The sequence below is a fragment of the Stenotrophomonas sp. genome (assembly GCF_032061965.1).
In the GTDB taxonomy this organism is placed as follows: domain Bacteria; phylum Pseudomonadota; class Gammaproteobacteria; order Xanthomonadales; family Xanthomonadaceae; genus Stenotrophomonas.
The window spans coordinates 101609-122764 of record NZ_DAMBEF010000002.1; the positions used below are offsets into that span (position 1 = coordinate 101609).

Genomic DNA, 21156 nt, shown 5'->3' on the forward strand with positions numbered 1-21156 from the left:
AATCCCCAATCCCCAATCCCCAATCCCCAATCCCCAATCCCCAATCCCCAATCCCGGCCCCAACCATGAACGCACTCACCCCCGACCAGCTCGCCACCCGCAACCGCGGCCGTCGGGTGCTGCTGCTGATCTTCGCCATGTTCTTCGGTTCGATGGCGCTGGCCGGCATCCTGCGCTTCTCCGGTTGGACACCGCAGATCAACCGCCACCATGGCGAGCTGCTGCAGCCGGCGGTCGACCTGCGCAGCGAGCAGCTGCATCTGGCCAATGGCCAGGCCTACGACTGGAACCCCGGCGAGCGCCACTGGCGCATCCTGCTGGCACCGCAGGCGAACTGCGCACCGGCCTGCGTCACTTTGTCGCAGCAATTGGACAAGGTGTGGCAGTTGTTCGGGCATAACGCGGATAATGTCGAGATATTGTGGCTGGGCACGCCGCCTGAACAGGTGGCCGCCACGCCGGCACTGAAGGTGCTGCAGCCCCAGCCTGCGTTCCGGGCCAAGCTGCCGGGTATTGATGACCCGGCCGGCATCCCGGTGTATGTGATTGATCCCAATGGCTTTGTGGTACTCCGTTATGCGCCGGGCTTTGAGCCGGGTGGGTTGCGGGCCGATCTATCCAAGCTGTTGAAACTGATGTGAGTTCCGTTCGATGAATGCCTCCGCGCGTCCGGCGCTGTACCGTAATTTCCACCGACTGGCGTGGTTCGCACTGATCATGACGGCGAGCACGATCATGTTCGGCTCGTTCGTACGCCTGTCCGATGCCGGCCTGAGCTGCCCGGATTGGCCCACCTGCTATGGCCGCGTGACCTGGCCGCAGACGCAGATGGAGGCGGCCCAGCATGTGGCCAGCGAGATCCGCCCGCTGGAAACCCACAAGGCCTGGCGCGAGCAGGTCCACCGCTTTCTGGCCGGCCTGCTGGGTGTCGAGGTACTGACGCTGGCCTTGCTGGCCGCACGCCGGCGCAAGCACGGCATCGCCCAGATCGTCACCGCCTCGGTGCTGGTGGCCATCGCCATACCGCTGTACATGCGCGGCGAACATGTGGCGTCCAGCGTGTTGGCTATCGGCGGCGAGGCGATCCTGCTGCTGGCGGCGCTGCGCTGGTCCAACATCGATCTGGCGCGTGCGGCGGTGCTGACCCTGGCGGTGGTGATCTTCCAGGCCCTGCTGGGCATGTGGACGGTGACCTGGCTGCTCAAGCCGATCGTGGTGATGGGACATCTGCTGGGCGGCATGGCGATGTTCTCACTGCTGGTGTGGATGGCCTGGAAGGCCACGCATCTGCCGATCACCCTGGCCGAGGCGCCGCGCCTGCGCTGGTGGCTGCGTGCCGCGGTGGCGCTGGTGGTATTGCAGATTGCGCTCGGTGGCTGGGTCAGTGCCAATTACGCAGCGCTGGCCTGTGGCGGCGGCAGCGCTTCGCTGGACAACTTCCCGCGTTGCGTCAGCCAGTGGTGGCCGCAGCAGAACTACAGCGAAGGTTTCACCCTGTGGCGCGGCATCGGGGTCGATTACGAAGGGGGGGTGCTGGACGGTGCCTCGCGTATCGCCATCCAGATGGCGCACCGGATGATGGCGGTGCTGGTTGCGTTGTACCTGTTGGTGCTGTCAGTGCGGATGTTCCGATTGCCGGGGATGCGTGGCTGGGCCACGACGGTCATCGTGCTGTTGCTGCTGCAGGTCACCCTGGGCGTGCTGAACGTCAAGCTGGCGCTGCCGCTGGCAGTGGCAGTGATGCACAGCGGTGGTGCGGTTGCGCTGCTGTTTGTATTGGTCACGCTGCTGGCGCGGCTGCGCGCCCCGGAGTGAATGATGCAGACAACATGGCGTGACTACTGGGACCTGACCAAGCCGAAGGTGGTGGCACTGATTGTGTTCACCGCCCTGGTGGGCATGTGCCTGGCCATCCCGGGCCTGCCGACCACCGCGCAGGTGGTGACCGGCGTCTTGGGCTTCATCGGCATCTGGCTGTCAGCCTCGGCTGCGGCGGCCATCAATCAGTTGCTGGATGCACGCATCGACGCACAGATGGCGCGAACGTCCTGGCGTCCGTTGGTGGTCGGCAAGGTTTCGCCGCGGCAGGTGCTGGTATTCGCCGCTGCGCTGACCGCGTTGTCGATGACGATCCTGGTGCTGTGGGTGAACGTGATCACCGCGGTGCTGACCTTTGCCTCGCTGATCGGTTATGCGGTCATCTACACGGTCTACCTGAAGCGCGCGACCTCGCAGAACATCGTTATCGGTGGCCTGGCCGGCGCCACCCCGCCGTTGCTGGGCTGGGCGGCGATCACCGGCATGCAGGGCAGCTCGGACTGGGCGTATGCCTCGTTGCTGGTGCTGATCATCTTCATCTGGACCCCGCCGCACTTCTGGGCGCTGGCGATCTTCCGCCGTGCCGATTACGCCAAGGCCGACATCCCGATGCTGCCGGTAACCCACGGCGTGCCACACACCCGCAAGCAGATCCTGGCCTATACGGTGGTACTGGCGGTGGTGAGCCTGCTGCCGGTGGCAATCGGCATGAGCGGCATGTTCTACCTGGGCGGCGCCACGGTGTTGAATATCGTGTTCCTCTGGTATGCGTGGAAGATGCAGAACCCACCGGACGAAATGTTCAACATGAAGATGTTCGGCTATTCCATCGTCTACCTGATGGCGTTGTTCGCCTTCCTGATGGTCGACCATTGGCTGTTGCCCTGGTTGTGATCCAGTAATGAAAGGCCGGCGAATGCCGGCCTTTTCATTACCACTGCCGCACCTCAGGAGTGGCGTAAGTCGCCAGGTCGCTTTTTCAGGAGGCAGCGGCGAACGGACCGTGCCATGGCTCGGCGGTGGATTGATTCCTTTGCCTGCTGCTGTCAGTGTTCTGGCAAGCTCAAGCGAGACGCTGCAAGGATGCATGCCATTTTTTTGAGGATTGCAGTTCTGCTGATGTTGCTGGCGGTCACGGGTGCCGTGCGCGCGGCTGAGACGGTTTCGCAGATCCGGAGTTATTTGGCAGACCACCGTCTGGTGGTGCTGGGCGAGCAGCATGGAACCCACGAAACACCTGGTTTTGTACAGGAGCTTGTAGCGTCCTACATCGCAGATCACAGGCCGCTGCAGTTGGCGTTGGAATTGCCCACGTCCGAGAACGCAGCGTTGGCTGCTTACCTGCAGTCCGATGGTGGCCCCCTGGCATTTGGGGCACTGCGCGCATCCCCGTATTGGAACATCACACCCCGGTTTCACGACGGGCGGCGAAGTGAAGAAATGCTGGCGCTGATCGATGCAGTACGAAAGCTGAGCCAACAAGGCAACGATATCCAGGTATTCGGTTTCGATCGGGCAGCTGGCGCGGGACCGCCCAAGCCGGGTGCACGAGATGCGGCGATGGCGGAGGAACTTCGCGAGCGCTTCAGTGCGCTGCCTGCCGATGGCCGAATGCTGGTGCTGACCGGAAACGTGCATGGCATGCGCAGGCAGCCACGCTATCTGGCGTACCCGCCAATGACGGCGTTGTTGCAGAATCTGGCCCCCTACAACGTGCGCATTGGTGCGCGCGAAGGGAACATCTGGGGTTGCCGGCCGGGGCTGGGATGCGGCCGGATACCGCTGATTCCTTACGACGGTCCTTCACCCCGGCAGGATGGCGCCGATGATCGCGACTACGATCTTCGGGTGTGGTTGCCGCGCTTCACCGTTGCTCGCATGTTGAACGCAGAGGAAGCCGCGCAGCAGACGCGGTAGGCGTGGCATAAGCCGCGAAGCGGGCGGTCTCTCCGGCGGCTGACGGATATGCAGCCGGGAAGTATCTGATCGCAGCGTGCGGTGCTGCATTCGGGGGACGCTGTGGCCTCGCGGCTTACGCCGCTCCTGCAAAGCGGGTGCCGCTTATTGTTGCGTTGTTCCAGCGTTCTGCTTCGCATACCGCTGTGCCACCACCGAGCACACGATCAGCTGGATCTGGTGATAGATCATGATCGGCAGCACGATCGCGCCCAGGCTGCCACCGGCGAACAATACCTTGGCGATCGGTACGCCGGTGGCCAGGCTTTTTTTGGAGCCACAGAACATGATGGTGATCTGATCGGCGCGGTTGAAGCCCAGGCGCCGTGCCAGCCAGGTGATGCCGGGCATGGCGATAGCCAGCAGCACCACCGCCACCAAGGCGGCAGCCAGCAGCGAAAGCGGGGGCGTCTTGCTCCACAGGCCTTCGCTGACCGATTCACCAAAGGCCGCGTACACCACCAGCAGCACGGTGCCCTGGTCGGTATAACGCAGCAGCGGACGCTGCCGATCGACCCAGCGGCCGATCCACGGCCGCAGCAGATGACCAAGCACGAAGGGCACCAGCAGCTGCAGCATGATCGCGCCCACCGCATGCAGCGGGTTGGCCATGCCGCCCTGCGAACCGGCCAGCACGGTCATCAGCAGCGGCGTCAGGAACACGCCAAGGATGCTGGACAGGGAGGCCGCACAGACCGCCGCCGGCACATTGCCACCCGCGATGGAAGTGAAAGCGATCGAGGATTGCACGGTGGATGGCAGCGCGCACAGGAACAGCACACCGATATACAGCTCCGGCGTCAGCACCCAGCCGGACAGCGGCTTCATTGCCAGTCCGAGCAGCGGGAACAGCACGAAGGTGCAGGCCAGGATGGTGATATGCAGACGCCAATGCAGCAGGCCGGCAATGATGGATTCGCGCGGCAGGCGCGCACCGTGCAGGAAGAACAGCGCGGCGATGGCGACATCGGTGAAGCGGTCGAAACCCTTGGCGGCGGCACCGCTGAGCGGCAGCACGGTGGCCAGGGCGACGGTGGCAAGCAGGGCGAGGGTGAAGTTGTCCGGTCGCAGTCGCGACCACCAGCGGGTCATGTCGGCAAGGCCTCCTGATCAGGGTGTGGGTGCTTCCAAAGCAGCGCGTGCAGCCGGCTCCAACGAGGTCATCCCGGCATCGCGGCCGCGCTTGAGGGCGTCATCGACCGACGCACCGTTGATGCGCGCATCGATCACCGACAGCAGTGCGCCAGCGCGGTTGGACGAGGCGCAGTGCAGCAAGGTCTTGCCGTCACCTTGTTTGAGGATGCGGTCCAACGTGCGCGCGTTGGCTTCGGTGATGTCGCCGGCACCCGCGATGGGCAGGCGCACATAGCGCAGCCCGAGTTGTTCGGCCAAGGCAGCCTCGTCATAGCCGCGATCTTCATCGGGGCGACGCAGGTCGATCACCGTGGTCACGCCGTTGGCGGCGGCATCACGCAGCTGCCGCGCGCTGGGTTGGCCGGCGGTGGTCAGGCCCGGACGCGGTTGGTAAAGGGTGGCATCGCCGGCAAAGGCGGCGGCAGAGAACAGCAGGCATGACAGCAGCGGCAGGCGATGGATGTTCATGCGTAAGCTCCGGGGTGAGGATTACAGGCGCAGGGTAGCGCGGGTTTTCAGCAGTTCACGCAGTTCGTACTTGTCGGTGTCATCGAGGCCTTGCTGGCGTTGCTTGGCCTGCAGCTCGTCCAGGCGCTGCTGCAATAGCTGCTTTTCCAGCTGCAGCACGGCGTCCTGCAGTTCCTGCGCCCACATCGCCTCATCACCCGGCAATTCCTGTGCGGCCAGCTTGTGCAGCGCAGCCTGTTCCTCGCGCTCGTTGAAGTGTTCCAGCAGGGCGCCGGTGCTGATGTCCGGGCGTTGCTGCACCAGGTCCAGCAACTCCACCAGCAGTTCGATGCCTGGCAGGCGCAGGCCGGCTATCGCGTGGTGGCCTTCCAGGTTCATGGCCAGCGAGGGCTGCTGCAGCAGGATGGCGATGGCTGCGCGCACCAGGCTGCGCTTCTGTATCGGTACCGCGTTGTTGCGCATCGGCGGGCGTGGCGCCGGCGCAGCTGTATTGCTGGCGCTGCCAATACCGGTCAGGCGCGCCAGCTCCTGCTTCATCAGGTCACCGAAGGCGCCATCGGGGATCTGCGCCAGCATCGGTTTGGCGCGTTCGGCCAGGCGTGCCTTGCCGTCGAGCGTGCCCAGGTTGATCTCGCGGCTGAGCTCATCGAAGAAGAACTGCGACAGCGGCGTGCCCTGCTTGAGCCGCGCATCGAAAGCCTCGGCACCTTCCTTGCGCACGATGGTGTCCGGATCCTCGCCATCGGGCAGGAACAGGAAGAAGGCCTGGCGGCCATCCTTCATGCGCGGCAGCACCGACTCCAGCGCACGCCAACCGGCGCGGCGACCGGCGGCGTCACCGTCGAAGCAGAAGTACACATCCGGCGCATTGCGGAACAGCAGCTCGGCATGGTCGGGGGTGGTGGCCGTGCCCAGCGTCGCCACCGCCTGGGTGACGCCGAACTGGAACAGGCTGACCACGTCCATATAGCCTTCCACCACGATCAAACGCTCGATCTTCTGGTTGGCCTGGCGCACCTGCCACAGGCCGTAGAGTTCACGGCCCTTGTGGAACAGCGCGGTTTCCGGTGAGTTGAGGTACTTGGGGCCGTCGTCCTTTTCCATGACCCGGCCGCCGAAGGCGATGACCCGGCCACGGCGGTCGAAGATCGGGAACATCACCCGGTCGCGGAACTTGTCGTAGACATGGCCGCGATCGTTTTTGGAGAACAGGCCGACCCGTTCGAGCAGCTTCATGCGCCGCTCGTCCTTGCCCAGTGCATCCTTCAGCGCGCTGTAGCCGTCCGGCGCGTAGCCGATCGAGAAGCGCGCACGGGTATCAGCATCAACATCACGGCCGTCCAGGTAGGCGCGGGCCTTGTCGCTGGCTTCCAGTTGCTTCTGGAAGAAGCGGGTGGCGGCATCCAGCGCCGAGTACTGGTCGCGGCTGTCGTCCTGCTGCTGGGGCGTGCGGGTATTGGTTTCGCGCGGGATCTCCATGCCCACGCGCTTGGCCAGTTCCTCCACCGCATCGAGGAACTCGAGGCGGTCGTAATTCATCAGGAAGCTGATCGCGGTGCCGTGCGCGCCGCAGCCGAAGCAGTGATAGAACTGCTTGGTCGGCGAGACCGTGAACGAGGCCGAGCGTTCGTCGTGGAACGGGCAGCGCGAAGCGTATTCCTTGCCCTGGCGCTTGAGCGGCACACGCGTGCCCACCACCTCGACGATGTCGGTGCGGGCCAGCAGGTCGTCGATGAATGCGTCGGGAAGTCGGGCCATGCGGCATTGAACAGCGCCGCCGGTGGGCGGGGGCGCGATGAAAAGGGGAACGGGCAGTGTACTAGGCTGGGGTGCTGCTGGTTGCGGGTTGGGCTTGATGGTTTTCAGTCAAAGGCGCAGAGCTACCCCTCCCCAACCCTCCCTTTGCCGCAGACAAGGGGAGGGCTGGGGAGGGGTAGAGCAGCTGTTGCCCTTGCTTCTACCTCACTCCACAGCCCCGGCATCAACTTCCGCCGCTGCTTTCAGCTTGCGCCGCGCATATGCGCGCTCATCGATCACGGCGGTGATCAATGCACCGCCAAAAAACACCACGCTGGCGTAGTAGATCCAGATCAGCATGATCACCAGGGTGCCCATCGAGCCGTAGGCGCTGCCCGGGGCGGCGTTGGCGATGTACAGGCCGATCGCATAGCGGCCCAGCGCGAACAGCACTGCGGTGATGACGCCGCCGAGAAAGGCCTGGCGCCAGTCCACCGGCCGGTCCGGCAGGTAGTGGTAGAGAAAGGCGAAGCCGAGCGCATACAGCAGCAGGGTGGTGAGGTAGCCCACCGCCGGCAAGGCCGAGGGCAGGTGCGAGAACACCACCTGCAGGGCGGTGGTGGCGACCATCGACACGATCAACAGGAAGCCCAGTGCCAACACGACGCCAGCGGAGAACACCCGCTTCTTCAGCCAGCCCAGCACCCCCTCGAAGCGCTTGGAATCGCTGCGGAAGATCAGGTTCAGTGCCGCCTGCAACTGCGCGAACACCACGGTGGCACCGACGAACAATAGGATCAGGCTCCAGATGCCGGCGAAGGAGCCCAGGTCGGGTTGGGAGGTGGCATTGGTGATGACCGTACGCGCCACCTCGGCCACGCTGGGGCCGGCCAACGAGCCAATCTGGTCGATAAGTGTCTGCTGCGCTGGCGGGTACAGAGAGGCGGTCAACCACAGCAGCAGGACCAGCAGTGGCGCCAGTGAGAGCAGGGTATAGAAGGCCAACGAGGCCGCCTGGGTCATGACGTCGGTTTCGACGAAGCGGCGGACCAGGGCGGCCGGCAGGCTTTGCTGGAGCAGTTCCAGGCGGGATTTGAGCTTGTCCAGATGGGGGCGTGGTACGGGCATCAGCGATATCGGGTGAAGGCAGGGCTCTTTTCTAGCAAAGCCGGGCTTCGGCCCGGGTGAATGGGGGGAGCGTCCCTGCTTTGGGTCTGGCTTGGCGGTTTTGGCACCGGCCCCGGCCCCAGCTGTGGCTCCTGCTCCTGCTCCGGTTTTGGCTTTGGTTTTGGCTTTGGCTATTCCCTTCTCCCGCTTGCGGGGGAAGGTGCCCGGCGGGCGGATGGGGGGAGCCTTTGCTCTCTGTTGGACTGGTCGAGCGAACCAGCGCCGCAGTCGTTTGGTTGCTGCGCGTTTTGCGACCTGCAGCGCTCCTGCGGAGGGGCGAGAACGTCAGGGGGGAGGAAACAACAAGGCCCGCTCAACGCGGGCCTTGTTGCATGCCACTTGGCAGCCAGATCAGCCGGCCAGGGCCTGCTTGACCAGCTTGGACACCAGCCCCATGTCGGCCTGGCCAGCCAGCTTGGGCTTGAGCACACCCATCAGCTTGCCGATGTCGGCAGCGCTGGCGGCGCCGGTCTCAGCCACCGCGGCGTTGATCGCGGCCTGGATCTCGGCTTCGCCCATCTTGGCCGGCACATAGCGCTCGATCACCACGATTTCGTCGCGCTCGATCACGGCCAGGTCTTCGCGGTTGGCGGCTTCGTACTGGGTGACGGAGTCCTTGCGCTGCTTGACCATCTTGTCCAGCACGGCGATCACGGCGGCGTCATCCAGCTCGATGCGCTCGTCCACTTCGCGCTGCTTGATGGCGGCGTTGATCAGGCGGATAACGCCCAGCGAGTGCTTGTCGCCGCCCTTCATGGCGGCCTTCATGTCATCGGTCAGCTGTTGCTTCAGGCTCATGGAGCACCTCTTTGGGTCGGGAATAGGGGGTAACAATCATCATTGCTGACGTCTGGAACGCAAAAAGCCGGCTACGCTTGCGCGTGCCGGCTTTCACCCCAGTACGGAAGGCCGGGGCCTTCCGTTCAGGAGCTGCGTACGATCAGTACAGGCGCTGACGCTTGGTGACGTCGCGCGAGGAACGACGCAGCTGGCGCTTCACGGCAGCAGCGGCCTTGCGCTTGCGTTCCTGGGTCGGCTTTTCGTAGAACTCGCGCTTGCGGGTTTCGGCCAGCACGCCGGCCTTTTCGCAAGTGCGCTTGAAGCGGCGAAGAGCAAACTCAAAGGGCTCGTTCTCGCGGACTTTAACGCTGGGCATGGAATCTCCGGGGACTCAGTAGTAAAACCGGGTCACACCCGGTGAGCCGCGCATTATAGTCCCTTTGCAGACAGGCGCAACCCCCTCGGATTTGGCGGGCGCGTCAGACAGGTCCACAATACGCTCCATGAAAGTTCTCGGCATTGAATCATCCTGCGATGAGACCGGCGTAGCCGTCTACGACACCTCACTTTCCGGGGCGGCCGCGCTGCGTGCGCATGCCGTCTACAGCCAGATCGCGCTGCATGCTGAATACGGTGGCGTAGTGCCGGAGCTGGCCAGCCGCGACCATGTGCGCAAGACCCTGCCGCTGATCCGCCAGACCTTGGACGAGGCCGGCATCGCCATCTCCGAGATCGAGGGTGTGGCCTATACCGCCGGCCCAGGCTTGGTCGGCGCGCTGCTGGTGGGCGCCGGGGTGGCCCGTTCCCTGGCCTGGGGCCTGGATGTGCCAGCCATCGCCGTTCACCACATGGAAGGCCATCTGCTGGCGCCGTTGATGGAAGACGACCCGCCGGAGCCGCCGTTCGTGGCGCTGCTGGTGTCCGGCGGGCATACCCAGCTGATCGCGGTCGATGCCATCGGCAAATACCGCCTGCTTGGCGAGACACTCGACGATGCTGCCGGTGAGGCCTTCGACAAGACTGCCAAGATGATGGGTCTGCCGTACCCGGGTGGCCCGCAGCTGGCACGCCTGGCCGAGGTGGGCACGCCGGGCCGTTACAAGTTCGCCCGCCCGATGACCGACCGGCCGGGCCTGGACTTCAGCTTCTCCGGCTTGAAAACCCAGGTGTTGCTGGCCTGGCGCGACAGCGACCAGAGCGAGCAGACCCGTGCCGACATCGCCCGTGGCTTTGAAGATGCCGTGGTCGATACGTTGGCAATCAAATGCGAACGCGCGCTGGATGCGGCCGGCTGTGATGTGCTGGTGGTGGCCGGTGGCGTCGGTGCCAACAAGCGCCTGCGGGCCAAGCTGCACGATGCGGCCCAGCGTCGTGGTGGCCGGGTCTGCTTCCCGCGCCCGGCCTTGTGCACCGACAACGGGGCGATGATCGCCTTCGCTGGCGCCCTGCGCCTGCAGGCTGGCCAGCACAGCCCGGCCGAGGTCAAGGTCACCCCGCGTTGGGATATGGCCACGCTGCCACCGCTGCAGGGCTGATGCCCCGCCTGTCGTGGGCCATCCACGGCAGGCTCAGGCTTGGGCCGTTACCATGTCGTATTCATTCAAGACGACAGATGCAATGGACAAGGTATTCATCGAAGGGCTCGAAATCGACGCCCTGATCGGCATCTACGACTGGGAACGCCGCATCCGCCAGACCCTGGTGTTCGATCTGGAAATGGGCTTCGACAACCGCAAGCCCGCGGCCAGCGACGACATTGTCGACACGCTCAATTACAAGGCCGTCAGCAAGCGCTTGATGGAGTTCGTGCGCGGCTCCGACTTCGGTCTGGTGGAGACACTGGCCGAACGCTGCGCGCAGATCGTGCTGGACGAGTTCAACGTGCAATGGCTGCGGCTGAAGCTGAGCAAGCCCGGCGCGGTGCGCGGTGCGCGCGCGGTCGGGGTGATCATCGAACGTAGTCGCGACGCCGCCTGAGCCGGCCGTGACCTTGCCGCGCCCGCACAGGCGCGCGGCTTTCGTAGTGCTGCCTTGAGGATTGCCCGCTGCGGTGGGCCGGGCAGCGTGTTTGTGCAGTAAACGTGAGGGTGGTTTAAAAATGGCAGTGATGGGAATCCGCTGGCTGGATCAGCTCGAAAACGTATTGGCACCGTATCCGATGGCATACCCGGCGGTGGTGCTGGCCGCATTGCTGCTGGTGGCGTGGCTGGCCAATTTCGTAACCAAGCGCATCCTGCTGCGCAGCCTGCGCTCGGTTATCGAGCGTATTTCCAGCACTGACCACGGCGCTCGCCAGCCTTTGCGGGTGATTGCACGTCTGGCGAACGTAGTGCCATCGGTGGTGATTGCCGAAGGTCTTTCGGTTGTACCGGAACTGCCCCCCGCACTGGTACAGACACTCAAAGCGCTTTGCCATGCGTGGACGGTGATTACCATCGCCCTGGCTGTATCGCATGCGCTGGATGCGCTCAATGCTTTCTACGAGCGTCGCCCTGACGCACGCAACAAGCCCATCAAGGGCTACCTGCAGGTCGCGAAGATTGTAGTTTTCGTCATCGCGACGCTGTCCATTGTGGCCTTCTTGCTGGGGGTCGAGATCGGGCCGCTGGTGACGGGGCTGGGCGCAGCGACCGCGGTGCTGATGCTGATCTTCCAGGACACCATCCTGTCGCTGGTAGCCAGCGTGCAGATCAGCGGCGATGGCCGCGTGCGCATCGGCGACTGGATCGAGATGCCCAGCCAGAACGCCGATGGCGATGTCACCGACATTGCGCTGCATACGGTGACAGTGCGTAATTTCGACAACACCATCACCACCATCCCGACCAAGAAGCTGGTTACCGAGTCCTTCCGCAACTGGCGTGGCATGCAGGAGTCCGGTGGACGCCGTATCAAGCGTTCGATCTACCTGGACCAGCACAGCGTCCGCTTTCTTGATGCTGCAGCGTTGGAACAGCTGGGCCATTTCGGCCTGCTTGATGACTATCTGCAGGCCAAGCAGCAGGAGCTGGGGCAGTGGAATGCCAAGGTCGCCGAACAGCACCCGGAGCCGGTCAATGCGCGCCGCATGACCAACCTGGGCACGTTCCGCGCTTATGTGGAGCGCTACCTGCGCAGTCACCCGGACATCAAGCAGAACATGACACTGTTGGTGCGGCAGATGGCGCCGACCCCGCAGGGCTTGCCACTGGAGATCTACTGCTTCGCCCCGACCGCGTGGGCACAGTACGAACGTACCCAGTCCGACGTGTTCGACCACCTGCTGGCGATCCTGCCCGAGTTCGGTCTGCGGGTATTCCAGGAGTCCAGTGACGCCATGCTGATGAGCGCCCGCGACCAGCGCTTCGCGTAACGCCGCACCCGCCCGGGTAGTGCCGAGCCCTGCTCGGCAGGGGCGTGACCCTTGGTCCGTCACTCCAGGCACGCCGCGTTCATCCGGGGCGACCTGCGGGTTCTCGGGTAAGGCCACTGCCGAGCATGGCTCGGCACTACCGGGCCAATGCGGCCACCACTTCACGCTTGGGGCGCTAGAATTGCCCGCTTGAAAGCGTTTACACGAAGGACAGCCGGTGGCCCCCGACCGCATTGAATCCCTGATCGCACGTATGACCGTGGACGAGAAAGTCGGCCAGCTCAGCGTATTTGCCGACATGGTCCGGCCGTTTGCGCCCGACGTTAACCCCGAGGCCAATGTCCGCAACGCCGAGCAGGTGCTGGAGCAGGTGCGCAGCGGTCGCGTGGGCTCGCTGTTCAATGGCGTTGGCGCCGAGCTGGGGCGACGCATCCAACAGGTGGCGCTGGAAGAGAGCCGACTGGGTATCCCGGTGATCCTGGCGTCTGATGTCATCCATGGCATGCGCACGGTGTTCCCGATCCCGCTCGGTGAAGCCGCCAGCTTCGAGCCTGACCTGGCCCGGCGCACCGCCCGTGCCACCGCTATCGAGGCGACTGCTGCCGGCATCCATTGGACCTACGCACCCGCGGTGGATATCGCCCGCGACCAGCGCTGGGGCCGCGGTGCCGAAGGGGCCGGTGAGGACGTGGTGCTGGGCTGCGCGTTCGCCGCGGCGCGGGTGCGCGGTTTCCAGGGCGATGACCTGACCGCAGCGGATTCGCTGCTGGCCACGCCCAAGCATTTCGCCGCCTATGGCGCGGTCGCTGCCGGCATGGAATACGCACAGGTGGATATCTCGCCGCAGACCCTGCGCGACGTGCACCTGCCGCCCTTCAAGGCCGCACTGGATGCCGGTGCGCTGTCCTTGATGAGCGCCTTCAACGACATCAATGGCGTGCCGGCCAGCGCCAACCGCGCGCTGCTGACGGATCTGCTGCGCACCGAATGGAAGTTCGAAGGCGTGGTGGTGTCCGACTACACCGCCGACATGGAGCTGATTGCCCATGGCTATGCCGCTGATGAAGTGGACGCCACCCGCAAGGCCTTCCTCGCCGGCCTCGACCTGAGCATGCAGAGTGGTTTCTACGACCAGCATCTGGCGGGGTTGGTGCGTGCCGGCGAAGTGCCGATGGCGGTGCTGGATGCATCGGTGCGCCGGATCCTGCGCTTGAAGGAAGCCATCGGCCTGTTCGACAACCCCTACCGTTCGCTCGACCCGGCGCGCGAAGCCGACCAGTCACATCTTGCCGAGCACGATGCATTGGCACGTGATGCCGCACGGCGCTCGGTGGTGCTGCTGAAGAACGAAGGCGAGTTGTTGCCGTTGAAAAAGCGCGGGCAGAAGATCGCGCTGATCGGCCCGTTCGTGCAGGACCGCGACAATATCGAAGGCTGCTGGACGCTGTTCGGCGACAAGTCGCGTTACGTCACGCTGGAAAGCGGCGTGCGCGCTGCAGTGGCAGAGCACGTTGGCTTGGAAGTCGTTCCCGGCTGTGGCCTGGAAGCGCCGCTGGAAGGTGGCATCGAGGCCGCGGTGGCCGCTGCGCAACGCGCCGACGTGGTGGTGCTGGCGGTTGGCGAACCCCAGCGTTACAGCGGCGAAGCGCAATCGCGCGTGGAGATCCTCCTGCCGCCGGCACAGCAGGCGCTGGCCGAGGCCGTGGCCGCCACCGGCACGCCGCTGGTGGTGTTGTTGCGTAACGGACGCGCGCTGGCCCTGCAGGGCGCGGTGCGCGACGCACAGGCGATTGCGGTCAGCTGGTATCTGGGAACGCAAAACGGACATGCGCTGGCCGACATCCTGTTTGGTGACTACAGCCCGTCGGGGCGCCTGCCGGTGAGTTTCCCCCAGGCATCGGGCCAGCAGCCTTACTTCTACAATCACCCACGCAGTGGCCGGCCGGAACTGCCGACCATGTCGGAGTTCAAATCGCGTTGGCGCGAAATTCCCAATGCGGCCCTGTATGCATTCGGCCACGGCATCGGCTATGCACGCTTCGAGTACGACCTGCCGCAGTTGAGCGCACCGCAGCTGGATTGGAATGGTGAGCTTGTCATCCGCACGACGGTGCGCAACACCAGCACGGTGGCCGGTGAGGAAGTGGTGCAGCTGTATGTGCATGACCGGGTCGCCAGCCGGGTGCGGCCGGTGCGGGAGCTGAAGGCCTTCCGCAAGGTGGCCGTGGCAGCGGGTGGCTCGGTACAGGTGGAGTTCCGTCTGGATCGGCAGCAGTTGGCGTTCACCGGTGTGGACGGCGACCATATCGCCGAGCCGGGGTTGTTCGATCTATGGGTATCTGCCTCATCGGTCAGTGGCGAAGCGGTCAGTTTCGAGCTGCTGGGTCCCTGATCCTGTAGCGGCAGGAAGGTAGTGCCGAGCCATGCTCGGCAAGGGGCTTTGCCAATAGGGCCTCTGCCGGGCATGGTGCGGCACTACAGATGTTGGTTGCATGGTCTGCTTCGCGGCTTACGCCGCTCCTAACTTGGGAACGTCTCATGCCTGCAGTACTGCCTGTCTACATACCTTGGTTGATGACGGCCGGTTTCGGCTGGCTGTATTACCGCCGGATCCGCCGGCATTTCGGCTGGCAGCCGTGGCGTCCCGTGCGCAATACGGTCCGTATCTGCATCCTGGCCTTGGTCAGCGTGATGCTGGTGGTGGCTGCGCTCTATCTGCCGCATGTGGCGTGGGGTGTGGCGGGTGGTGCGGTGTCCGGTGTCGGTCTGGGCGTGTTCGCCTTGAAGCACACACAGATATCGCCACGCGACGGGCAGCCCGGCTATATCCCCAACCCGTGGATAGGCGGCGGTCTGGCCCTGCTGCTGGTTGGCCGGCTGGCATGGCGCTGGTACGCGGGGGCCTTCAGTCAGGGCATGGGGCATGGGGCCGCCAATGCCAGCCCGTTGACCCTGGCATTGGCGGCGGCCTTGGTCAGCTATGGCCTGGTGCAGGCCGTAGGTTTGGCGCTGCGGTTGCGCTAGCCCGCCAAGCCTCCCTTTGGCGTGGCAAAGGGAGGGGGTGGTAGTGCCGAGCCATGCTCGGCAGTGGCCTTGCCGGGAAAGCCCCTTGCCGAGCATGGCTCGGCACTACCGAGGCTTGTGCCGATCAGCCTGCCTTGGGCGTCAGCTTCAACAAGCGGCCGTTGCTGCCATCTTCGAGCAGCCAAATCGCGCCATCGGGCCCTTGTTCGACTTCGCGGATGCGGTTGCCCATGTCGAAGCGTTCGGCTTCGCGGGCCTTGTCACCGTCAAAGGCGACACGCACCAAGGACTTGGACGAGAGCCCGCCAATGAAGCCGCTGCCCTGCCACTGCGGGAACTGCGCGCCGTTGTAGATGATGAAGCCGGCTGGCGAGATTACCTGACGCCAGGTCACCACCGGCGCGTTGAATTCAGGGCGGGTGTCGTGGTCGGGGATATCGCGACCGTCGTAGTGGTTGCCGTTGGAGACGATGGGGTAGCCGTAGTTGGCGCCACGCTGGATCAGGTTCAACTCATCACCGCCCTTCGGGCCCATCTCGTGTTCCCACAACTTGCCGTTGCCGTCGAAGGCGATGCCCAGAATATTGCGATGGCCCAGCGACCACACCTGATCGGCGGGCGCGCCCTGCGCCACGAACGGGTTATCCGCCGGCACGCTGCCGTCGTCATTGAGGCGGATCAGTTTGCCCAGGTTGCTCTTCATGTCCTGCGCCGGGTCGAACTTCTGCCGCTCGCTGGAACTGATCCACAACTTTCCGTCGCTACCAAATGCCAAGCGGTGGCCGAAGTGGCCGCCGCCACTGACCTTGGGCACCTGCCGCCAGATGACCTGCGCGTCGGTCAGCTGGCCACTGCCGTCGGCATCCAGGACCAGCTTGGCGCGGGCTACGGCCGCGCCGCGGGTGTCGTCCTCGCCTTCCTCTGCATAGCTGTAATAGACCAGCCCATTGCTGGCGTACTGCGGGTGGGCCAGCACATCGCCAAAGCCGCCCTGGCCGCCATAAGCCACCGCCGGTACGCCGGTGATCGTCGCGCGCTTGCCGGTTGCAGGGTCGAAATGCAGCAGCTTGCCGGCCTTTTCGGTGATCAGCAGGCTGCCGTCGGGCAGAAAGGTCATCGCCCACGGTTCATTGAAGCGGCCCACCTCGGCGGCATCGAACGGCCATTGCGCCTGCTTGATGGCTGCTTCGGCAGCCGGGTCAGGGTCGGCTGCGCAGGCGCTGGTGAACAGCACCGGGGCCAGGGCGAGGGTCATGCTGAGCAGGAGGGTGCGGGGCATGGGGGTCTCCAATACGGGAAAGCGATATGTGGTTTGGGTTGTACACCATCGCGCCGGGGGATGGGAGCCAGTGCCGGAATGGCCTAACGTAGTGGCTCGCGCCCACGGTTGCTGGGTCCTGTCGTCGAAAAAAGGGAGTTTGGGGATGAAACAACAGGTGCAACGGCCTTCGGCCGCCTTCATCGCGGCCTCATGGACGGCGCTGCTGCTGGGGGCAGTGGCCTATCTGGTGGGGCTGTTCAATGCGGAAATGCTGCTCAACGAGAAGGGCTATTACCTGACCTTGCTGCTGTTCGGCCTGTTTGCGGCGGTATCGCTGCAGAAGAGCGTCCGCGACAGGGTGGAAGGCATCGCAGTCAGCAACCTCTATTACAGCCTGTGCTGGTTCGCACTGCTGTGCGCGTTGATGCTGCTGTTGGTTGGGTTGTGGAACGCCACCCTGCTGCTCAGCGAGAAGGGCTTCTATGGCATGTCCTTCGCGCTGTCGCTGTTTGGCGCCGTGGCCGTGCAGAAGAATACCCGCGACGTGATGGCTGCCGACGCCGCTTACGGCACGCCGCCGCTGCCGCCGCAGGAATGAATCCAGCCCGCCACTGCTGCGCGCAGCAGTGGCGGCAGGCAATCAGCTGTCGCTGCCTGCCTCGGGGTCTGCCTGCAACTGCGTATGCCGGGCCACGATGCCGGTGGCAGTAACACCGCCGGTGGCGTTGCCGATGGTGCAGAACACATCGGGGATGGTGTCCACCGCCAGCAGCACGCCCAGCGGCTCCACTGGCAACCCCAGGCTCTGGGTGATCGGCATGTTGTTGGTCATGAAGTTGGCCTGGCCGGGCAGGCCGGTCGAACCCATGCTGATTGCCGCTGCCAGCAATACCGCCACCGCGTACTGCGAGGCATGCACGTCGATGCCGTACAGCCAGGCAATGAAGCTGGCCACGGCGATGTACTGCGCCGGGCTGGTGATGCGGAACAACGACACCGCCATCGGCAGTACCAGCGAGGTCAGTGCCGCCGGGTAGCCCAGGCGGTTGCGCGCGCTGTCGATCATGGCCGGCAATGACGCCAGCGACGACTGCGTGCTGCCGGCAATCACCTGCACCGGTACCAACGCAGCGGCAAAACGACCGAAGCGCTCGCCCGCGGCAAAGCGCGCCACCACATACAGCAGCAGGGTGATCAGGATGTAGATCACGCACATCAGCACGATGTAATAGCCCAGCACGCCGAGGATGCTCATGCCCACTTCGGCGCAGACCACGAACACCAGCGCGAAAACGCCGACCGGTGCCGCCCACAATACCCAGCGCACGATGGTGATCATGGTGTCGGCGATGATGCGGATGATGTCGAGGATACGGTCGCGGCGCTCGGGCTCCTGCCGGCTCAGCGCGAAGCCGAAGAACATCGCAAAGGCCACCAGCGGCAACATTGCGCTGGATGCGGCTGCCGCCAGGGCATTGCTGGGGATCAAGGAGCTGATCCATTGCGCGGCGCTGAGCGGGGTGGCAGCGGTCGCGGGGGAGCGCAGCGCATCGCGGAAGGCCTGGATGTTGTCGGCATCGCGCGGCACCAGATCCAGCAGCAGCGGGGTGATGACGGCAGAGAACGCTGCCGAGCCCACCAGCAGGACCAGGAACACGATGATGGCATTGCGCGCCGTACGCCCGGACGCTGCGGCATTGCTGGCGGTGTTGACGCCAACGATGACCAGCGCGGTGACCAGTGGCACCACCGTCATCTGCAGGGCGTTGAGCCAGAGCCGGCCGATCGGGCGCAGGACATCGGCGATACGCAGGGCGAGGGCCTGGTCATGGGCGGACAGCGCCAGACCGACGAGGGCAGCCAGGGCGAGCGCGATCAATACCTTGACCGGTGCGGAGATCCTGGAAGGTTTGGCGGTGGCGCGGCTGGTCATGGAGAGGGACGTTGCTCAAAGAAAAGGAAAGATGCCTGCTGCAGCGGAAATGCTCAACGGGCGGCTTCTGGAAGCACCGGCAGTCCCCAGCCGTGCTGCAGGCGGGTGTATTCGGCCTGGGGCAGCAGCACGAACCGCGGCTTGGCCTGGGGTGACAGCCAGGCCAGCAGTGCTGTCATGCGTTCGGGTTCCATTGCCGTGCAGCCCGCGGTGGCCTCACCGGGCGCGCGCCACAAATGGGCGAAGATGCAACTGCCCTGGCCCGGAACTGCTGCCGGGTTATGTTCGATGACGAAGCCTTCGCGATAGCGGCGGTCACCGTTGTTGTGCAGGTCCAGGCGCATGGTTTCGGTGGAACCTTGCACCGCCGCTTCGCCCACCTGCCTTGCATCGACGATCTGGTTGTACAGCGGCGACGCCGGCACATCCATGCAGTAGCTGCTGGCTTGCATCGCCTGGTAAGGCATCTTGCTGCGGATATGGTCGGCGTAGCCAAAGGCGGGGCCGATGGCGAAGATGCCGGCCGGGCTGCGGCCATCCCCTTCCTGCTTGTGCGGGCCGGCGTCCTGGGCCGGATGCAGGCCGATGCCCCAGGCACTGCCGTTGCGGCCGAGAGCGACGTCGAAGCCGGCATCGTGGGCTTTCCAGCCACCATCGGTGCGTTCAAACGCCTGCAGGTGCCCGCTGGTTGCATCCCAACCGTTGGCGGTAACCACGATCAGCTGCTGCGCATCGTCCAGGGGAGTTGCAGGAGCGGCGATAGCGGCCGGGGCCATGGCGATCAGCAGGCTCCCCAGCAGGTGTCGACAATGGCGTTGCAGAAAGGCGTGCATGGCGATGGTTTCCGGGTCAGTTGTCGATCAGGTGCTGGATGCGTTCCTGGTTCATCGCCAGTTGCCGCTGCCGGTCCGGGTTGGTCTGGCACAGCAGCACGAACACGAAATCCAGCAGGTACTGCAGCGAGCTACGGTACAGCAGCTGGGCGACGGGCGGCTGCGGATCGTGGGCACAGATGGCCAAGGCGGCATCGGCATGGGCACGCAGCGGGTTGGCGGTGTGGCGGGTGATCGAGACGACCTTGCCGCCGACTTCCTGGAACTGGCGCGAGAGCTGCCACAGCTGCGGCAGCTTGCCGAACTCGGAGAACACCAGCAGCACATCGCCGGGTCGTGCGGCAGACAGGTTGGCGGTCATCAGGATGGGGTCGGCGTGCTGCACGGTGAGGATGCCCAGCAACGACAGGCGCATGGCGAATTCGCGTGCGTACAGGCCGTCATCACCCAGGCCATAGACGAATACCTTTGGGGCATTGTCGATCAGTGCGATTGCTGCTTCCACATCCTGTTGTGGATTGGCGGCAAGGGTTTCTTCCTCGGCGGCGGCCTTGGCGCGGCGCAGGGTTTCGGCGACCAGCAGGTAGCCGCCGGGTTGGTCTTCCGGCGGCCAGCGTGTGCTTTCGCCGTTGCCTGCAGCCGCGACGGCGGCGCCGACGGAGAACTTGAGGTCGGGATAGCCTTTGAAGCCCAGTTTCTGGCTGAACTTGACCACGCTGGACTGGCTGATATCCAGGGCATTGGCCAGCTGTTGCGAGGAGTAGTCGCGCAGCAGGTGGGCGTTGTCGAGGATGAAGTCGGCAATGCGCCGTTCGATGGCCGACATCTGTTCGCGTTCGGCGCGGATTTTTACCAGAGGTGGCATGGGCGTGTTGGTATTTGTCTGCTGAGGACTTTAAGGGATTGCACTGGCGAGCGGAGCAGCATTTCGCCTCCGAACTTGCCGGAAGCAGCAGGAAGCGTTGGGAAGGTGCAGCCTTGGTTTTGCTTCTGTTCCAGCGCCCTCCCTTGCACGAAGTGCAGGGGGTGAAGAAGGCCGTGTACACGCCACCGGCGTGTGGCCTGATGAACGCCCTGAAGGCTGCGCCTGAGGGCCGGGCGGGTTGGGGAGGGGGAGCTCCTGCAGTTGCTCCTGCTTCCGCTGTTGCTCCAGATGTTGCTCTACCGGGTCCCCTTCCGCAGCGACGGAGCTGGCAGACAAGACCCCGAGTGGGGCGACGTGCAAGGATGCACGTCGTTTTTCGACGATACAGGGATGTATCGTCGAAAAATCCTGCCAGCGGAGTGGACCTGGAGCGCGTAGCGCGGAGGGCGCGTAGGCAGGGTGTGCTTGACCAGCCATTCGGCTGTTGAACAAGCGCTTCTTTTGGTTATCTTTTCTTTGCACAAGCAAAGAAAAGCAACTCGCTCCCCGAAGGGGAGAGAAAGCCTTTGCTCTGGCTTTTGCTGTTTTCTGCAAGTCGGAGCGAAAGCTGAAGCCAAGGCCAAGGCCAAGGCCAAGGCAAGAGCTTTCGCTCCCCTTCGGGGCGCGAGCACACCTTTCTTTGCTTGTGCAAAGAAAGGTGGCCCAAAGAAAGCACACCCTGCCTCCGCGCCCACGCCGCTGCGCGCCGCGGGTCCACTCCGCCGCCGGGATTTTTCGACGAGACGTCCCTGTCTCGTCGAAAAACGACGTGCATCCTTGCACGTCGCC

General features: G+C 64.5%; 20 protein-coding genes. 10 read left to right on the forward strand and 10 right to left on the reverse strand.

All coding sequences use genetic code 11. The features are described from left to right. Positions 1–65 precede the first annotated feature (65 nt). The 4 genes from RT460_RS01680 to RT460_RS01695 all read left to right on the forward strand — a co-directional run bounded on the left by RT460_RS01680 (position 66) and on the right by RT460_RS01695 (position 3735). Positions 66–641, forward strand: coding sequence for a hypothetical protein (locus RT460_RS01680; RefSeq protein WP_313316772.1), 576 nt, complete (start codon positions 66–68; stop codon positions 639–641). 10 nt (positions 642–651) lie between these two features. Further along, positions 652–1815 carry a COX15/CtaA family protein gene (locus RT460_RS01685; RefSeq protein ID WP_313316773.1) on the forward strand — a complete coding sequence of 388 codons (1164 nt, stop codon included), beginning with the start codon at positions 652–654 and terminating at the stop codon, positions 1813–1815. Between the two features lie 3 nt (positions 1816–1818). Continuing rightward, positions 1819–2712 (forward strand): heme o synthase, encoded by an 894-nt coding sequence (cyoE, locus tag RT460_RS01690; protein WP_313316774.1) that lies wholly within the window; start codon positions 1819–1821, stop codon positions 2710–2712. 114 nt (positions 2713–2826) lie between these two features. Next, positions 2827–3735, forward strand: coding sequence for a calcium-binding protein (locus RT460_RS01695; protein WP_313316775.1), 909 nt, complete (start codon positions 2827–2829; stop codon positions 3733–3735). Between the two features lie 144 nt (positions 3736–3879). Here RT460_RS01695 and RT460_RS01700 read toward each other — a convergent pair whose 3' ends face one another. From RT460_RS01700 to rpsU, 6 genes are all read right to left on the reverse strand, one after another. Further along, positions 3880–4866 (reverse strand): bile acid:sodium symporter family protein, encoded by a 987-nt coding sequence (locus RT460_RS01700; protein WP_313316776.1) that lies wholly within the window; start codon positions 4864–4866, stop codon positions 3880–3882. An 18-nt stretch (positions 4867–4884) separates the two neighbouring features. Then, positions 4885–5376: a sulfur transferase domain-containing protein gene (locus tag RT460_RS01705; protein ID WP_313316777.1), complete on the reverse strand. Its 492-nt coding sequence runs from the start codon at positions 5374–5376 to the stop codon at positions 4885–4887. A gap of 21 nt (positions 5377–5397) precedes the next feature. Continuing rightward, positions 5398–7134, reverse strand: coding sequence for a DNA primase (dnaG, locus tag RT460_RS01710; protein ID WP_313316778.1), 1737 nt, complete (start codon positions 7132–7134; stop codon positions 5398–5400). Between the two features lie 204 nt (positions 7135–7338). Continuing rightward, positions 7339–8241: a YihY/virulence factor BrkB family protein gene (locus RT460_RS01715; protein WP_313316779.1), complete on the reverse strand. Its 903-nt coding sequence runs from the start codon at positions 8239–8241 to the stop codon at positions 7339–7341. 390 nt (positions 8242–8631) lie between these two features. Beyond that, positions 8632–9078, reverse strand: coding sequence for a GatB/YqeY domain-containing protein (locus tag RT460_RS01720; RefSeq protein WP_313316780.1), 447 nt, complete (start codon positions 9076–9078; stop codon positions 8632–8634). A gap of 142 nt (positions 9079–9220) precedes the next feature. After that, complete coding sequence (gene rpsU, locus RT460_RS01725; protein WP_002808376.1) at positions 9221–9436, reverse strand: 30S ribosomal protein S21; 216 nt, start codon at positions 9434–9436, stop codon at positions 9221–9223. Between the two features lie 127 nt (positions 9437–9563). Here rpsU and tsaD point away from each other — a divergent pair, with 127 nt between their 5' ends. The 5 genes from tsaD to RT460_RS01750 all read left to right on the forward strand — a co-directional run bounded on the left by tsaD (position 9564) and on the right by RT460_RS01750 (position 15436). Then, the gene (gene tsaD, locus RT460_RS01730; RefSeq protein ID WP_313316781.1) at positions 9564–10595 is read left to right on the forward strand and encodes a tRNA (adenosine(37)-N6)-threonylcarbamoyltransferase complex transferase subunit TsaD; all 1032 of its coding nucleotides are present in this window, start codon (positions 9564–9566) and stop codon (positions 10593–10595) included. Between the two features lie 82 nt (positions 10596–10677). After that, the gene (gene folB / locus RT460_RS01735) at positions 10678–11037 is read left to right on the forward strand and encodes a dihydroneopterin aldolase (RefSeq protein WP_313316782.1); all 360 of its coding nucleotides are present in this window, start codon (positions 10678–10680) and stop codon (positions 11035–11037) included. A 121-nt stretch (positions 11038–11158) separates the two neighbouring features. Next, on the forward strand, positions 11159–12412 hold the full coding sequence (locus RT460_RS01740; protein WP_313316783.1) for a mechanosensitive ion channel domain-containing protein: 1254 nt from the start codon (positions 11159–11161) through the stop codon (positions 12410–12412). Between the two features lie 217 nt (positions 12413–12629). Continuing rightward, positions 12630–14804 carry a glycoside hydrolase family 3 N-terminal domain-containing protein gene (locus RT460_RS01745; RefSeq protein WP_313316784.1) on the forward strand — a complete coding sequence of 725 codons (2175 nt, stop codon included), beginning with the start codon at positions 12630–12632 and terminating at the stop codon, positions 14802–14804. A 146-nt stretch (positions 14805–14950) separates the two neighbouring features. Continuing rightward, positions 14951–15436 (forward strand): hypothetical protein, encoded by a 486-nt coding sequence (locus RT460_RS01750; protein WP_313316785.1) that lies wholly within the window; start codon positions 14951–14953, stop codon positions 15434–15436. A gap of 124 nt (positions 15437–15560) precedes the next feature. Here RT460_RS01750 and RT460_RS01755 read toward each other — a convergent pair whose 3' ends face one another. After that, positions 15561–16715, reverse strand: coding sequence for a PQQ-dependent sugar dehydrogenase (locus tag RT460_RS01755; protein WP_313316786.1), 1155 nt, complete (start codon positions 16713–16715; stop codon positions 15561–15563). A gap of 145 nt (positions 16716–16860) precedes the next feature. Between RT460_RS01755 and yiaA the strand changes: the two genes are divergently transcribed. Beyond that, positions 16861–17295, forward strand: coding sequence for an inner membrane protein YiaA (gene yiaA / locus RT460_RS01760; protein ID WP_313316787.1), 435 nt, complete (start codon positions 16861–16863; stop codon positions 17293–17295). A gap of 42 nt (positions 17296–17337) precedes the next feature. Here the strand turns inward: yiaA and RT460_RS01765 are convergent, their stop codons facing one another. From RT460_RS01765 to RT460_RS01775, 3 genes are read right to left on the reverse strand one after another with little or no spacing between them, the layout of a single operon-like run. Further along, positions 17338–18630: a cation:dicarboxylase symporter family transporter gene (locus RT460_RS01765; RefSeq protein ID WP_313316788.1), complete on the reverse strand. Its 1293-nt coding sequence runs from the start codon at positions 18628–18630 to the stop codon at positions 17338–17340. A 53-nt stretch (positions 18631–18683) separates the two neighbouring features. After that, positions 18684–19463: a hypothetical protein gene (locus RT460_RS01770; protein WP_313316789.1), complete on the reverse strand. Its 780-nt coding sequence runs from the start codon at positions 19461–19463 to the stop codon at positions 18684–18686. Positions 19464–19479: 16 nt separating this feature from the next. After that, on the reverse strand, positions 19480–20328 hold the full coding sequence (locus tag RT460_RS01775) for a MurR/RpiR family transcriptional regulator (RefSeq protein WP_313316790.1): 849 nt from the start codon (positions 20326–20328) through the stop codon (positions 19480–19482). Positions 20329–21156 lie beyond the last annotated feature (828 nt).

What these genes read in the sequence shown, in the direction of transcription:
- RT460_RS01680 (WP_313316772.1), top strand. Translation starts at nt 66, where the DNA reads ATGAACGCACTCACCCCCGACCAGCTCGCCACCCGCAACCGCGGCCGT.
- RT460_RS01685 (WP_313316773.1), top strand. Translation starts at nt 652, where the DNA reads ATGAATGCCTCCGCGCGTCCGGCGCTGTACCGTAATTTCCACCGACTG.
- cyoE (WP_313316774.1), top strand. Translation starts at nt 1,819, where the DNA reads ATGCAGACAACATGGCGTGACTACTGGGACCTGACCAAGCCGAAGGTG.
- RT460_RS01695 (WP_313316775.1), top strand. Translation starts at nt 2,827, where the DNA reads ATGGCTCGGCGGTGGATTGATTCCTTTGCCTGCTGCTGTCAGTGTTCT.
- RT460_RS01700 (WP_313316776.1), bottom strand. Translation starts at nt 4,866, where the DNA reads ATGACCCGCTGGTGGTCGCGACTGCGACCGGACAACTTCACCCTCGCC.
- RT460_RS01705 (WP_313316777.1), bottom strand. Translation starts at nt 5,376, where the DNA reads ATGAACATCCATCGCCTGCCGCTGCTGTCATGCCTGCTGTTCTCTGCC.
- dnaG (WP_313316778.1), bottom strand. Translation starts at nt 7,134, where the DNA reads ATGGCCCGACTTCCCGACGCATTCATCGACGACCTGCTGGCCCGCACC.
- RT460_RS01715 (WP_313316779.1), bottom strand. Translation starts at nt 8,241, where the DNA reads ATGCCCGTACCACGCCCCCATCTGGACAAGCTCAAATCCCGCCTGGAA.
- RT460_RS01720 (WP_313316780.1), bottom strand. Translation starts at nt 9,078, where the DNA reads ATGAGCCTGAAGCAACAGCTGACCGATGACATGAAGGCCGCCATGAAG.
- rpsU (WP_002808376.1), bottom strand. Translation starts at nt 9,436, where the DNA reads ATGCCCAGCGTTAAAGTCCGCGAGAACGAGCCCTTTGAGTTTGCTCTT.
- tsaD (WP_313316781.1), top strand. Translation starts at nt 9,564, where the DNA reads ATGAAAGTTCTCGGCATTGAATCATCCTGCGATGAGACCGGCGTAGCC.
- folB (WP_313316782.1), top strand. Translation starts at nt 10,678, where the DNA reads ATGGACAAGGTATTCATCGAAGGGCTCGAAATCGACGCCCTGATCGGC.
- RT460_RS01740 (WP_313316783.1), top strand. Translation starts at nt 11,159, where the DNA reads ATGGCAGTGATGGGAATCCGCTGGCTGGATCAGCTCGAAAACGTATTG.
- RT460_RS01750 (WP_313316785.1), top strand. Translation starts at nt 14,951, where the DNA reads ATGCCTGCAGTACTGCCTGTCTACATACCTTGGTTGATGACGGCCGGT.
- RT460_RS01755 (WP_313316786.1), bottom strand. Translation starts at nt 16,715, where the DNA reads ATGCCCCGCACCCTCCTGCTCAGCATGACCCTCGCCCTGGCCCCGGTG.
- yiaA (WP_313316787.1), top strand. Translation starts at nt 16,861, where the DNA reads ATGAAACAACAGGTGCAACGGCCTTCGGCCGCCTTCATCGCGGCCTCA.
- RT460_RS01765 (WP_313316788.1), bottom strand. Translation starts at nt 18,630, where the DNA reads ATGACCAGCCGCGCCACCGCCAAACCTTCCAGGATCTCCGCACCGGTC.
- RT460_RS01770 (WP_313316789.1), bottom strand. Translation starts at nt 19,463, where the DNA reads ATGCACGCCTTTCTGCAACGCCATTGTCGACACCTGCTGGGGAGCCTG.
- RT460_RS01775 (WP_313316790.1), bottom strand. Translation starts at nt 20,328, where the DNA reads ATGCCACCTCTGGTAAAAATCCGCGCCGAACGCGAACAGATGTCGGCC.